This is a genomic window from Bradyrhizobium sp. Leo78 (assembly GCF_059512425.1).
Genome location: NZ_JCAMOT010000040.1, coordinates 33,430 through 46,081, shown reverse-complemented (window position 1 = coordinate 46,081; position 12,652 = coordinate 33,430). Strand labels below are relative to the sequence as shown.

Below are 12,652 nucleotides of genomic sequence, written 5' to 3'. Positions count from 1 at the left end.
TTGCGCAGGGTTAAATTATCGGCATTTGCTGACCGCGAAATAGTCTGGACGAAATTTGCATAATATGCAAAGTTCATTTCTCTAAGCGGGCCGGCCGCCCGCGCCGGGAAAGCCGAGAGAAAATAGGAGGTAGAGGATGTCGGACGCCATCCGGATGTCGCTGGCTGACGTGCACAGGTCGGCCAAGGCCGCGCTGCTAGCGCAAGGATTTAGTGCATCGCATGCAAATGCGATTGCGAACACCGTGACTATGGCCGAGCGGGACGAGTGCCGCCATCACGGCCTGTTCCGGCTGCCTTTCTACATGAACGGGCTGCACGCGGGTCAGGCTTCGCCCGACGCCGAGCCCGAACTGTCCATGCTTGCGCCTGCCGTCATCAAGGTCGATGCGAAATACGGTTTCTCGCCGCTGGCACTGGAGCGCGGAGCCGAGCCGCTCGCCGCCCTTGCCAAGAAGATGGGGATCGCGGCGATGGCGGTGAACAACGCGCTCAACGTCGCCGCGCTTTGGCCGGAGGTCGAGCAACTGGCGGAGCATGGCCTGGTCGGCTTCGCCTTTGTCGCTGCCAGTCCCTATGTCGCGCCGGCTGGCGGCACAAGGCCGCTGTTCGGCACCAACCCCATGGCATTCGCCTGGCCGCGAAACGGCAAGCCTCCGGTCGTGTTTGATCAGGCATCGAGCGCCAGCGCCCGCGGCGAGATCCAGCTCCGGCTTCGCGACGGCAAGACATTGCCCGACGGTTGGGCTATCGGACCGGACGGCACGCCCACCCGCGATCCGGCCCAGGCGCTGGCCGGCGCGCAGCTTCCATTCGGCGGCTTCAAGGGCTCCAACATCGCCATGATGGTGGAATTGCTGGCAGGGCCGCTGCTCGGAGATGTCCTCAGCTTCGAAGCCGGCGAGCGCGACAAGGCGAATACGGGCGCCCCGTGCGGCGGAGAACTCGTGATCGCGATCGATCCGGTCCGTTGCATGGCGAACGGGGATCGCGCCAAACAGCTCGAACATGCCGAATTGCTGTTCGGCAAGATGCTGGCACAGGACGGCGTCCGGTTGCCCTCGGATCGCCGCTACGAGGCCCGCAAGCGCACCGAAGTCGAAGGCGTGTTGGTGCCGAAATCGCTCCACGACTGGATCGAGCTTTACATCGCAGGCAAGCAAGCAGCCGAGCGGAATGCCTATGAGGGCGATCACCTGACGCATCGCAAGGATGCCGGTCAGGCCGTCGCGATGTGAGGGCAGCCATGACAGGCTCGACATTATCGCCGACCGAACGCACCCGCGTCCGGCTTCATCCGGAGCGTGCCGTCTATGATCGCGAGGTGATGTATCGCATCCTCGACGAGGCGCTGGTTTGTCACGTCGGTGTCGTGGTTGATGGCGCGCCGCGCGTGCTTCCGACCGCAATCGTCAGGATCGGCGATTTCGCCTACATCCATGGCAGCCCCGCCAATCAGTCGCTCGCGGCGCTGGCCGCCGGCGCTCCCGCCTGCATCACGGTCACCCTGATCGATTCGATCGTTGCGGGACGATCGGGGTTTGGAATGAGCATGGACTACCGCTCCGTGATGATTTTCGCGGCGGCTGAGAAGATCGTCGATCCCGGCGAGAAGGAGCGCCTTGTCGCAGCGTTCATCGAGGACATCTGCCCGGGCCACCAGGTGCGCGCGCCGAAACCGAAGGAAATCGCCGCCACGCTCTTCATGCGGTTTCCGCTGACCGAAGCTTCGGTCAAGATCAGGAATCAGGGCGTGGTAGATCCCGAAGAGGATTATCGGCTCGACACCTGGTCAGGCGTGATTCCGCTCCAGCTTACCGCCGGCGAGCCGCGCAATTGTTCGGCCTTGAAGCCCGGTATCGCCGTACCCGACTACGCGAAGAACTATCGCCGCGGCCGGTGAAGCTGTGATTTGAGCTGTATGTCGCTTCGTGCGCCGATGGCGATCGGCGCATTGATGTTGGTCAGGTCGCTGCGAGTGAAAGTGATGTGCACATCAAGGCCGCGCGCGGCTGCACGGTCTGATTTGTCGGCTGATCGACTCCCGAAGCTGCTACGGCAACACACGCCGCGGTAGCCGAACTTGTCGTCATACTCGCCGGGCTATTCTCGCCGGATCGCTGACGCTGGCTGTCTCTCTGCCCGCCATGATGCAGATTGCAACTTCTCTTGGTGATGAACGGGTGAGCACAATCGACCGCAACCGTCGCAAAATGCCGCAACCCCGCCATTTGCTTTGACAGCATCGTGATTTATGCCGAAAGAAGGGCCGCATTCTCGATGGGCGAAGTGGGGAACGAACGGCGCGCATGAACCCTTTGTGATGCGCTTGTTGGGCTGTCGACGCTGGCTGAGACTTTTTGGGGGACGTGCTAATTGCTGTTGCCGGTAGTCGATTATGGAGATCGCAGTCCTCGCGATCATCTCTCCCGCGTGGGAGCGGTTCCGGTCATGACCTCTGATCTGAGCCCGCAAGGGCGGATCTGGTGGCCTGAGCGTGAGGATCTCTCCCTTGAGTTCATGCGCCTACTGGCTTCGGTCCAGGAAGGCGGCGCGACTTTTTCGGAATGCTGGCTCACCGCCAGCCGCATCAATTTCACCCGCGACGATGGCGACGATTCCTGGCACCGGGAATGGACAGCCGCCGCGGAGGCAAATCGCGAGCGGGCTTCATCCGCGGCCGCACAGGGCCATCCGGCGACGGCGAGGAGCAACTGGCTTCGCGCTATCAATTATTATCTTACCGCCGCCCATCCGTTTGATCTGTCGCCGGACAAGCGGCGGTCAGCGATCGCGTCGATGCGCGAATGCGCCGCGAACTATCTCAACTGCCGCGAGCCGGTCGGCGAGGTCGTCTCGATACCCTGGGTGAACGAATTCACCTTGCAGGGATATTATCTGCCGGCGCGCCCATGCAGCAATCGTGCGCCGGTGGTCATCTGTATCGGCGAGCCCGGACATCACAAGGAAGAGTTCCTGTTCAAGCTCGCGCGCCACGCCTCCGAGCGCGGGATGGCGCTGCTTGCGGTGGACGTCCTGGGCGACGGCACCGGCCTGTCGTTCGAGGAGGTGTCGCTTCGCCACAACCCGCAGCGGGCCATTGCGTCCATCATGGATTACCTTGTCGGCCGGGACGATGTTGACGAGCAGCGGATCGCGATCCTCGCCGATGGTTGGAGTTCGTCCTTTGTCGCGCGCGGTATCGCCTTCGACCATCGCTTTGCCGCAGCCGTTTGCGACGGCGGCATTTGGGATCTGCATATACGGTCATTCCTGAATCCGCAGAACAGGCCGTTCGGCATTGAGCCGTGTCCTGAGTTAGAAGCCGAGCGCATCCAGAGGAGCATCAGGTGTCCGTTGTTGATCGCCGCCAGCGGGCACGGCGGACTCAGAGCGGGCAGGGTTACCGAACTGACGGATCGGTTGCGGGCAGGGCGGGGCGATCGGGACATTACGCTCGAGATCTTCGAGAGCGCGGAGGCCGCGGCAGGCCAGGGGCTCTTCGACAATCCAACCCTCGCCAACGAGTTCATCTTCGATTGGATCGCGTCCCGCATCGGGGCGCAGCCTTTAGGATAACAGGATCTAGTCGCAGGCGCGCCGTCGCCCTTCGCGTCTTCGGAGATGATGAACGGAGGCCGGGTGACGTCGCGTCTCTAAAAATCCGCCGCCACTTTCAGGCGGGCTTTCTCCAGCCGCCTCTTGAGGGCGGCGAGCTTGTTGGTCAGATCATCCAGCTCGCGCGGGTTGAATTCCGCGAAAATGAACTCGTTCAGGCTTTCCTGCTGCGAGGTCAGGCTCGCGAGCTGCTTATAGGTCTTGTCGGTCAGCGACATCTTCACGATGCGGGCGTCTTCCTTCGCCGGCTTGCGACGGACAAAGCCTTTCTTCTCCAGAAGCTTCGATTGGGTCGTGACGAACGACGGATCGACATGCAGCATTTTTGACACAGCGTTGACCGGCACGCCGTCGCCCTGATCGAGATCGGCAAGCGCCACGATCATCATCCATTGCGGTCCGCTGATTCCGAGCTTCTTGGCCCAGAAGTAGCGAATCTCCTCGAGATGAACGCTGATCGCCGCGATCTCCCAGGCGAATCGCCGAATGACATTCTCGCTCTTGGTGGCGGACTCATCCATGGGCACTGTACTCACCCCCTTCCGACTCCATAGCGGATGTGCGGCGGAAACGACACCGGTAATCAGTTATATATGTCAATTCGCACGGGAAATTTGGCAACAGGTGGTCCTTCGGTAGCGGCGCGCTCAGTTGCCGAAAAGACACATCGCGTTGGCAATCAATATATGAGTGAGTAAACTAATTTGATTATCTAAATAGCACATGCATAACTTTCATTCCGACGGAGGGGGGCACCCGACCGTCTCGTCTCAGGTGGTTCTCATCAGTCCACCGGCTTGAGAGATGCGTTGATCTTCAACGTTTTTTTCGAGGGCAGTCTAATCCGCTTTGCACGGGGGTTCGTGCATAGCACTTACTTGGAGGTTAACAATGAAGGTGGCAAAGAGCCTTATCCTCGGCTCAGCGGCGGCTCTGCTCGCCGTGGGCGGGGCACAGGCGGCCGATCTTCCCGTCAAGGCCAAAGCGGTCGAGTACGTGAAGGTTTGTTCGCTCTACGGTGCCGGTTTCTGGTACATCCCGGGCACCGATACCTGCATGAAGATCGGTGGTTATCTGCGTGTCGACACCACGTTCAACGGCGGCATCTACGACGGGCCGGCCTGGAACGGTGATGCGGGTCAGCGCAACCGGTATCAAGACTACTTCTCCGCCCGCTCTCGTATGGCGTTGACGGTCGATACCCGCACAGCAACGGAATATGGCGTCGTCCGCACCTTCGGTCAGGCCGACTTCCAGTTCGATACGCTGGGCAACAACACCTACAACCCGAACTCGATCAACCAGAGCCTGCCGGTCGCAGGTGCCAACCTGCTGCACACGCCGGGCGGCGGCTATGTCGCGGTCGAGTATGCGTTCATCCAGTTCGCGGGCTTCACCTTCGGTAAGTCCTCGTCCGCATTCGCGACGCCTTGGAACGGCTATCCGGGCAACAACTCGTCGTTCCTGCTCGGCGGTCATGACACCGTCACCGGCGTGAACAACATCCAGTACACCGCGCAGTTCGGCAACGGCATTTCGGGCACCATCGGCCTCGATGATCCGACCGTCTTCAACCGCACCGTGGTTGCCAACCTGTCGCTGCCTCTCTCTGCGACCGGTGGTATCTCCAACGCCTATGCCGGCGTGCATGCGCCCGACATCGTCGGTAACATCCGCATCGATCAGGCTTGGGGTCTATTCCAGATTTCGGCTTCGGCGCATGAAGTCAGCGGCTCCTACAACGTGCTGAACACCGCTGCGGCTCCTGCCGGTGGCGTCGGTCTGCCGGGTGCGGCTCCGACCGGTGCTTCGGAACTGTCCGGTCACCCTGACACCAAGTGGGGTGGTGCGGTGATGGCTGCGTTGCAGATCAAGAACATCCCGACCGGCCCCGGCGACGACTTCAAGATCGACGCCACTTATGCCGTCGGCAACACCAAGCAGGTCATCTCGACTTCGTCGGCCTCGCCGAGCTTTGCAATGTTCGGCAGCACGAGCCGGCTCGGTGCCTATCAGAGCGTCGGCTTTGGTGCGACCACTGACGGTGTGTATCTTCCGACCGCGTTCGGTGGCGATGGTTCGATCCACCTGACCAAGGCTTGGGGTATCCGTGGTGCGTTCAACCACAACTGGGATCCCTACTGGTCGACCAGCGTGTTCGGCAGCTACGCCGCCGTGAGCTACGACAACACCGCCAAGGCGTTCATCTGCGCCAACTACACCGGCACCAAGGTCGTCACTGCGGACTATAGCTGCAACCCGGACTTCGCCGTGTCGCAGCTCGGTACGGTCACCCGCTGGACCCCGGTCAAGAACCTGACGTTCTCGGCTGAATTCATGTGGTTCCACCTCGACCAGAAGTTCTCTGGTGGTGCCGTTCTCGCCGTGCCCGCTCCGAAGCCGGCCACGCTTTACGAATACAAGGACCAGGATACGTACAGCCTGAACCTCCGCGTTCAGCGCAACTTCTGATCCGCTCGATCTGAAGCATCTCTAGAGAATCCCCGGCGGGCAACTGCCGGGGATTTTTCTTTGCGTGAGTGGTCAGTGGCGAATAGCGAATAGCGAATAGCGAATAGCGAATAGGGACTAGGGAGTAGGGAGCAAGGAGTAGGGAATGCGAGCGGGCATCGCGCATTCCATCACACTTCGCCATTCGCCATTCGCCACCTCCGTAGCTTCGGCATAGTGCACATCAAAAAAATATGATTTACTCAGGTAATTTTCTAAGGTAGTAAGGACTTAAGTCGGCGCAGCATGGTCGGCCCGTTAGGTCTCGCTGAGACAGAACCTCTTAATGCTAAACCTCCGAAACCTCCGGCAATGCCCTGCCGGAGGTTTTTCATTACGGCGATCGCGGCAGGGCTCCGCACCCGGCTCCAACTGATTCGGCCTGATTCGGGTATCGGCGGTGGTCGACCGAAGCTCCGACGATTGTGGCGCGATCGTCCGATCAATCCCGCCTTTGCATCATCGCAACGCCGGCCTCGCTGCCGCAGCGCTCGGGCGGCTTCTCGCCCTTGATGGCGCAGAAGCGGGAAAAGGGGCGGCCGTTGAGATGCAGCGTGCCCGCATAGCCATTCCCGACCACCAGCCCGTCGAAGACGAAGGGGTAACCCTCCTGCCGTAGAACCATGCGCGCCCCGTCGCGCCTCCAGTGTCCGGAAAGCGTGGCCTGGATCGGCCTGCCGCTTGCGGCATCGCGCCCGTCCTCGCGGTAGCTGCCGTCCGGACTCATGCGCCACGTGTAGACGTAGTGCGGGAAAGCGTCGGGAATGATCGCCGTCCAGACAATGTCATCCGCTTCCGCACCGGCATCGCGCGAAAGCCCAGGGGCGACCTGCAGGCACCAGAGCAGCGCGCACCAGGCTGCGAACAGGAAAAACCGGCCGACCATTCATTTGCCTTGTGTTGATTCCCGCGTTGGCTGGGCGCGACGCTCGCTCCGTCGTCGTTATTTCGTCGCTGGTCGCGCGTTGCACCGCTGTCGTCTCGTCGAAAGACAGGGCCAATCCCACACGACGTCGTCATTGCTGTGCATGTTCACTAATTCGCTGATCGAAGGGTTTGGGTCTGGGCCTCAGCAAGTTCCTTGGGTGTTTTGCCGCCCAGGGCCTGATGCGGCCTGAAGTTGTTGTAGTAGATCAGATATTCGAAGAGCTCGTTTGCGAAGTGGTCGAGGTTGTCGAAGGTTGCGCCGTCGATAACGTCGTCGTCCAACGTTCGCCAGAAGCGTTCGACCTTGCCATTGGTTTGCGGGCGGTAGGGCCTGGTGTAGCGATGCTTGATGCCGAGTTCGAGCAGCATGGCCTCGAAGGGGTGCTCGTCGGGCGTGTTCCGGGAGGCGAACTCGGCGCCGTTGTCGGAGAGGATTTCGGCGAACTGAACCCGGTAGGTCACCTTGAGGGTGTTGATCATCTTCAAGGTCTTGAACATGACCGGCAGCGCCTTCTTCGAGGTCAGGACCTCGGCCCAGGCCAGACGCGAGCAGCTGTCGACCAGGCTGACGATATAGGCAGGGCTCGGCGGCGGCACCAGGAACATGTCGCGGGACAACTGGTGCAGGTCGACATGGCCGAGCTCGCCGATCTTGTCCTTGATAATGCGACGTTTCTCCTCGCGCATGGCCGGAGTACGGCGGTTCGGCTGGTAGCGCTGCAGCACCCGGTAGATGGTCGAGGGCGACGGTATCCCGGCCCTGGCGATGGGCGGGCTGACCTACATCACTGGCGAAGCCGATGGCGAGCCCACCCATCCCGGCCACCCGATCGGGGACTCCATCGGCGGCCTGTTCGGCGCGGTCGGCGTGCTCGCGGCGTTGTGGAAGCGGGCGCGGGATCCGGATGCTCCCGGCGAAGAGATCGACGTCGCATTGACCGAGGCGGTGTTCCGGTTGCTCGATGTCCTTCCCATCGAGTTCGACCAGCTTGGTTTCGTGCGCAGCCGGATCGGCAATGCCAACGGCTATTCCGCGCCGGCGGCGGTGTTTCGCACTTACACGGAATTGCTGGCCGGCCGCGTCGATGCCACGTTGACCGCGATCAGCACGGCCTTGCCTTATATCCAAAGCGGCAAGTTCCGTGTGCTGGGTGTGGCGTCAGTCGATCGCAGCCCGATCTATCCGGACGCTCCCACCTTGCGTGAGCAAGGTCTGCCCAACGTGATCGCGGCCGGCTGGTACGGCTTCATGGCGCCGGCGGCCACGCCGCGCTCCATCGTGGATCGTCTGCAGGACAAGATCGTCCGCATCCTTGCCGATCCCGACGTGAAGCAAAAGCTGTTCGGCCAGGGGCTGGAAGTCCGCGGCAGCACGGCCGCGGAGTTCGGCACGTTCATCGACGCGGAAACGAGCAAATGGGGCCAGTTGATCCGCGACGCCGGTCTCAAAGGCGAATGAGGATCACAACGCTCTTGCCGGCCACCGCTGTTGCGGTGCAATGAAGTCTTCGAGTGATTTGAGCAAAGCTTGATCGACACGTACTGGGTCGCTTCAGGGCCAGCATGGCCCACTTGGAATCCAATGTACCAGTGCGCTTGCACCGCGCTGGTTGAGCACTCACGAACACCTGCCTCGCGCGCGGGCACGACCACGCCGTGTCTCTGTGCGCATCGTTGGAATGAAAAGCGTGAAGTGCATCATTCATTGGAATCCTTTTCCAGACATCGGTCCTCTCGTCGCCATATTTTGGGATGATTTGTTTTTGCAACGAGCGTAACGTCGCTCGCTAAGAAAAAAGAATGATCTTGGGAGGAATGCGCCGATGAGTCGGACGAAGTATTTCGTTTGGGCATCCATTACCTGTCGCTTGCTGCCGACAGGGCACTCGCAGGATCACGCTTCCGCCAGGACCTAGCCGATGATCGCCATAGCGACATCGTTGTCCCGCAGTTCGGGAATCCTTGCGATTGGGTTGGTTGCCGTCGGAACTTGGCTGACACCCGGTGCCGCCGCAGCGGATGTTGCGCTGCAGGTGACCAACGCCCGCGTGCCCGCAGCCGACGAGATCGGCATTAATCTCCCGCTACTGATGACGATCAGGAACGATGCGACCGAGCCCGACGCGATACTGCGGGTCCGCTGTCCGTTTGCGAACTTCTCCGAAAAGCACACCGTCGATCGTGGCGAGGGCGCGCCGGCCATGCGCGAGATCAAGTCGATTCCGATTCCGGAAAACAAGACCACCGAGCTCAAGCGCGACGGATATCACGTGATGCTGCTGCAGACGCGGCAGAAGCTTGTCGACGGCGAGAAGTTCACATGCGCCGTCGTCTTCCAGAAAGCCGGAACCAAGGAAACGGAGGTGGAGGTTTCACGAACGCCGTGATCGCGACAACGGGCAAGGTGAGCCCGCTGAATGAGGCTTCTCGACTGAGCGGTTCGGATGTGCCGGACGCTCGATCCAACATGAACTTGCCAAAGGAGGGCATTTGCTCATGGAGCGATTTTCAGGTCACGCAAGAAGAATCACCAGGCGAGCGGGTCTGCTCGCTGCAGCAGTCGCCGCCGGAGGCATGATGGCGGCATTGCCAGCTTTCGCCGCTGACGAGGTCAACCAGGAACGGCTGCTCAACGTCGACAAGGAACCGGGCAACTGGCTTCATCATCACCAGAACTACTCCGCGCACCGGTTCTCCTCCCTCAAGGAGATCAACCGCGATACCGTCAAGAACCTGAAGGTCGCCTGGACCATGCATCTCGGCGGCATCGAGCCCGGCGGCATCTGGAGCCATGGCGGCCTCGAAGGCACGCCGATCGCCGAAAACGGCTTCCTCTACGTCACCGATGGATGGGGCTCGGTCTACAAGATCGACGCGCATGGCGGCCGCGGTCAGTTGGTCTGGAAGATGGATCCCAAGACCGACCGCGATTGGGCCGGTGCCGTCGCCTGCTGCGGCGTCGACAACCGCGGCGTCGCCTTGTGGGGCAATCTCGTCATTTCCCACACGCTGGACGGCCGGCTGATCGCGACCAACAAGGAGACCGGTCAGGTCGCCTGGCAACGCACCGTCGCCGATCCTGACAAGGGCGAGGTCATCACCGGCGCGCCCCTGATCGTCAAGAACATGGCGATAACAGGCGTGGCCGGCGCGGAATACGGCATCCGCGGCTGGATCGCCGCGACCGATCTCAACACCCAAAAGGAACTCTGGCGCACGCACACGATTCCGGGCAAGGGCGAGCCGGGCAGCGATACGTGGAAGGACAGCAACAACGCGGCCGCCGCCGGCGGCGGTTCGACCTGGGTGACCGGCAGCTACGATCCGTCGACCGACACCATCATCTGGGGCGTCGGCAATCCGGGACCCGATTGGGACAACGAGTATCGGCCGGGCGACAACCTCTACACCGACAGCTCGCTGGCCCTCGATGCCAACACCGGCAAGATCAAGTGGCACTATCAGCACACGCCGAACGACCCTTACGACTATGACAGCGTGGCGGAGAATGTGCTGGTCGATATCCCCGGACCCAGCGGACCGCGCAAGCTCGCGCTCGAGGCCGACCGCAACGGCTTCGCCTATGCGATCGATCGCACCACCGGCAAGTTCATCTGGGGCCTTCCGTTCGTCAAGAAGGTCACATGGACCAAGGGGCTCGATGCGGAGACCGGCAAGCCGATCGAGTACGATCCGAACAAGGCGGTGCAGACTTACGTCGCCTCGGTGACGCCGAGCCGCACCAACATGGAAACCGACATCTGCCCCGGCAACATGGGCGGCAAGAACTGGCCGCCGACCGCCTACAATCCGGACCTGAAGCTCTGGTACATCCCTGTCATCGAGAGCTGCAACCGGATCAAGGTCGAGGTCGCTACGCCCGACAAGCTGAAGCCGCGTGAGTTCTGGACCGGCGGTGGTCCGAGCCAGCCGTTCAAGATCACGGGCAGCGTCACCGCGATCGACGTCACCACCGGCAAGATCGCCGGCAAGATGGAAACGCCGTTCCCCAATCTGGGCGGCATTCTTGCAACCCCTGATCTCGTCTTCAGCGGCCAGCCGTCCGGCGAAGTGATGGCGCTTGATGCCAAGTCGCTGCAGAAGCTCTGGGAGTTCAACACCGGAGGCGGCGTCAACGCACCGCCGATGACCTTCACGGTCGATGGCAAGCAGTATCTCGCCATCCTCGTCGGTCTCGGCGGCGCCTGGGACAAGTGGTTCATCGATTCGACGCCCGAGCTGAAGAAGATCCAGCCGGGATCGATGCTCTACGTGTTCGCGCTCTGACTTTCCAACCATGGAGGGCCCGCAATGTCGGGCCCTCCCGTTTCGTCAACAAGAGACGTCATGATGATCTTCAACGCATCCCCGGCGGCGGCACGCGTGCTGCTTATGAGTGTCGTCGCCCTGACTCTTTCGATGCCAGCCGCAGCTTTCGGCCAGTCGGCGCAGGCGACGGCTTCGGATCCAACCAATGCCGGCAAGGCGGTGTTCAGCAAGGCCAATTGCATGGGGTGCCACAAATGGCACGGCAATGGCGGCGGCGGTTACGGTGGCGATGCGCTGTCGCTGCGCAAGACCGTGCTGACGCGTGAGCAAATCATTGAAACCGTCAGTTGCGGGCGGCCCTCTACAGGCATGCCGTTCTTCGTGCGCGGCGCCTATGATGAGGTAAAGTGTTACGGCATGAACCGCGAGGAGGCAGGCGGCCACATGCCGCCTGAGGCCGGAACGTTCCTGCGGCAGAAGGATATCGAGGCGGTCGCCGACTATGTGCTTGCGCATATCAAGGGCGCCGGCGAGCCGACTTATGCGGAATGCGTCACCTTCTTCTCGAGCACGTCGCGGGTCTGCGACATCTACAAGAAGCAGGATGATGCGACGGCCAGCACGGGGAAGAGCCAGTGACGATCAGGTTGAAACTTTGTGCAATCCTCAGCGTCCTGCTCGCCTGGCAGGCGGTCGCGTTCGCCAATTCTTCGGCCCGGACGGAAGAATTCGGCGGCAACGACCTGCGCGACATCCGCCTCGGCATGGCCGTGAACGAACTCGCGGAATCAGGCTATGTAGACCTCTACTGTGCGACGGATCCAAGACATACGCTGACCGGCTGGAGAGACTGGCGTGACTGTCCTGCCGGCGCCAGCGGGGCGCGGGCAGTCCGGTTTGGATATGATCCCACGACCAGCCGGGACGGCACGATGGTGGCGGGCCATCCAGCGCTTCTCACCCTGTTGATTGACGATAGCGGGCATGTTTCCGGATTGCTGATCGAGACCGACCCGAAGGCGCGTCTCTATATCCGGAAGAAGGCATTCCTGCTCGGGCTGCAGGCCAAGTCGCGCTATGGCGCCGAGGGCTGGGCCTGCACCGAAGGCCAGCCGGATTCCGGAGACCAGCCGGTCGGCGGCGTCTACCTCAAGGAACGCTGCACCAAGACCATCGGCGGTCGCTCACTCGTCGTCGAACGCAACCTGTTCCGCCGGCCCGATCAGGACACCAAGAGCTTCGTCGACGAAACGCGGATCAGCATCCTGCGCGCCAAGGAATAGAGCGTTTTCAAGCGAAGTGGATACCGGTTCGCGTGAAGAAAACGC

Annotated in this window: 11 protein-coding genes and 1 pseudogene; 9 read left to right on the top strand and 3 right to left on the bottom strand. The window is 61.6% G+C overall.

Going from position 1 to position 12,652, the window contains the following annotated elements; all coding sequences use genetic code 11:
- The first annotated feature begins 136 nt into the window (after window positions 1–136).
- The 3 genes from AC5ZG1_RS34805 to AC5ZG1_RS34795 all read left to right on the top strand — a co-directional run bounded on the left by AC5ZG1_RS34805 (window position 137) and on the right by AC5ZG1_RS34795 (window position 3,578).
- The gene (locus AC5ZG1_RS34805; protein ID WP_496135550.1) at window positions 137–1,237 is read left to right on the top strand and encodes an Ldh family oxidoreductase; all 1,101 of its coding nucleotides are present in this window, start codon (window positions 137–139) and stop codon (window positions 1,235–1,237) included.
- Window positions 1,238–1,245: 8 nt separating this feature from the next.
- Entirely contained in the window at window positions 1,246–1,902 is a 657-nt protein-coding gene (locus AC5ZG1_RS34800; RefSeq protein ID WP_464347559.1) for a pyridoxamine 5'-phosphate oxidase family protein, read from the top strand.
- Window positions 1,903–2,450: 548 nt separating this feature from the next.
- Complete coding sequence (locus tag AC5ZG1_RS34795; RefSeq protein ID WP_496135549.1) at window positions 2,451–3,578, top strand: alpha/beta hydrolase family protein; 1,128 nt, start codon at window positions 2,451–2,453, stop codon at window positions 3,576–3,578.
- Between the two features lie 77 nt (window positions 3,579–3,655).
- Here AC5ZG1_RS34795 and AC5ZG1_RS34790 read toward each other — a convergent pair whose 3' ends face one another.
- Window positions 3,656–4,138, bottom strand: a complete 483-nt coding sequence (locus AC5ZG1_RS34790) for a MarR family winged helix-turn-helix transcriptional regulator (RefSeq protein ID WP_208828057.1) — start codon at window positions 4,136–4,138, stop codon at window positions 3,656–3,658.
- 370 nt (window positions 4,139–4,508) lie between these two features.
- On the opposite strand from AC5ZG1_RS34790, the gene AC5ZG1_RS34785 reads away from it, so the two are divergent.
- Entirely contained in the window at window positions 4,509–6,089 is a 1,581-nt protein-coding gene (locus tag AC5ZG1_RS34785) for a porin (RefSeq protein ID WP_130227602.1), read from the top strand.
- Window positions 6,090–6,570: 481 nt separating this feature from the next.
- Here the strand turns inward: AC5ZG1_RS34785 and AC5ZG1_RS34780 are convergent, their stop codons facing one another.
- Together AC5ZG1_RS34780 and AC5ZG1_RS34775 are read right to left on the bottom strand one after the other, a co-directional pair.
- Window positions 6,571–7,014: a hypothetical protein gene (locus AC5ZG1_RS34780; protein WP_496135548.1), complete on the bottom strand. Its 444-nt coding sequence runs from the start codon at window positions 7,012–7,014 to the stop codon at window positions 6,571–6,573.
- A 149-nt stretch (window positions 7,015–7,163) separates the two neighbouring features.
- A complete protein-coding gene (locus tag AC5ZG1_RS34775; protein WP_496135547.1) occupies window positions 7,164–7,781 on the bottom strand; it encodes an integrase core domain-containing protein in 618 nt (205 codons plus the stop codon).
- 37 nt (window positions 7,782–7,818) lie between these two features.
- Here AC5ZG1_RS34775 and AC5ZG1_RS34770 point away from each other — a divergent pair.
- The 5 genes and pseudogenes from AC5ZG1_RS34770 to AC5ZG1_RS34750 all read left to right on the top strand — a co-directional run.
- A pseudogene (locus AC5ZG1_RS34770) lies at window positions 7,819–8,514 on the top strand (Bug family tripartite tricarboxylate transporter substrate binding protein); the annotation flags it as partial.
- 460 nt (window positions 8,515–8,974) lie between these two features.
- Window positions 8,975–9,442: a copper chaperone PCu(A)C gene (locus AC5ZG1_RS34765; protein WP_456640750.1), complete on the top strand. Its 468-nt coding sequence runs from the start codon at window positions 8,975–8,977 to the stop codon at window positions 9,440–9,442.
- A 187-nt stretch (window positions 9,443–9,629) separates the two neighbouring features.
- Window positions 9,630–11,342 (top strand): PQQ-dependent dehydrogenase, methanol/ethanol family, encoded by a 1,713-nt coding sequence (locus tag AC5ZG1_RS34760; RefSeq protein ID WP_463327163.1) that lies wholly within the window; start codon window positions 9,630–9,632, stop codon window positions 11,340–11,342.
- Window positions 11,343–11,474: 132 nt separating this feature from the next.
- Window positions 11,475–11,963, top strand: a complete 489-nt coding sequence (locus AC5ZG1_RS34755) for a c-type cytochrome (protein WP_051396781.1) — start codon at window positions 11,475–11,477, stop codon at window positions 11,961–11,963.
- Window positions 11,960–12,607 carry a hypothetical protein gene (locus AC5ZG1_RS34750; RefSeq protein WP_496135546.1) on the top strand — a complete coding sequence of 216 codons (648 nt, stop codon included), beginning with the start codon at window positions 11,960–11,962 and terminating at the stop codon, window positions 12,605–12,607. The genes AC5ZG1_RS34755 and AC5ZG1_RS34750 overlap by 4 nt, the downstream gene beginning before the upstream one ends.
- Window positions 12,608–12,652: the final 45 nt, after the last annotated feature.

What these genes read in the sequence shown, in the direction of transcription:
- AC5ZG1_RS34805 (WP_496135550.1), top strand. Translation starts at nt 137, where the DNA reads ATGTCGGACGCCATCCGGATGTCGCTGGCTGACGTGCACAGGTCGGCC.
- AC5ZG1_RS34800 (WP_464347559.1), top strand. Translation starts at nt 1,246, where the DNA reads ATGACAGGCTCGACATTATCGCCGACCGAACGCACCCGCGTCCGGCTT.
- AC5ZG1_RS34795 (WP_496135549.1), top strand. Translation starts at nt 2,451, where the DNA reads ATGACCTCTGATCTGAGCCCGCAAGGGCGGATCTGGTGGCCTGAGCGT.
- AC5ZG1_RS34790 (WP_208828057.1), bottom strand. Translation starts at nt 4,138, where the DNA reads ATGGATGAGTCCGCCACCAAGAGCGAGAATGTCATTCGGCGATTCGCC.
- AC5ZG1_RS34785 (WP_130227602.1), top strand. Translation starts at nt 4,509, where the DNA reads ATGAAGGTGGCAAAGAGCCTTATCCTCGGCTCAGCGGCGGCTCTGCTC.
- AC5ZG1_RS34780 (WP_496135548.1), bottom strand. Translation starts at nt 7,014, where the DNA reads ATGGTCGGCCGGTTTTTCCTGTTCGCAGCCTGGTGCGCGCTGCTCTGG.
- AC5ZG1_RS34765 (WP_456640750.1), top strand. Translation starts at nt 8,975, where the DNA reads ATGATCGCCATAGCGACATCGTTGTCCCGCAGTTCGGGAATCCTTGCG.
- AC5ZG1_RS34760 (WP_463327163.1), top strand. Translation starts at nt 9,630, where the DNA reads ATGATGGCGGCATTGCCAGCTTTCGCCGCTGACGAGGTCAACCAGGAA.
- AC5ZG1_RS34755 (WP_051396781.1), top strand. Translation starts at nt 11,475, where the DNA reads ATGCCAGCCGCAGCTTTCGGCCAGTCGGCGCAGGCGACGGCTTCGGAT.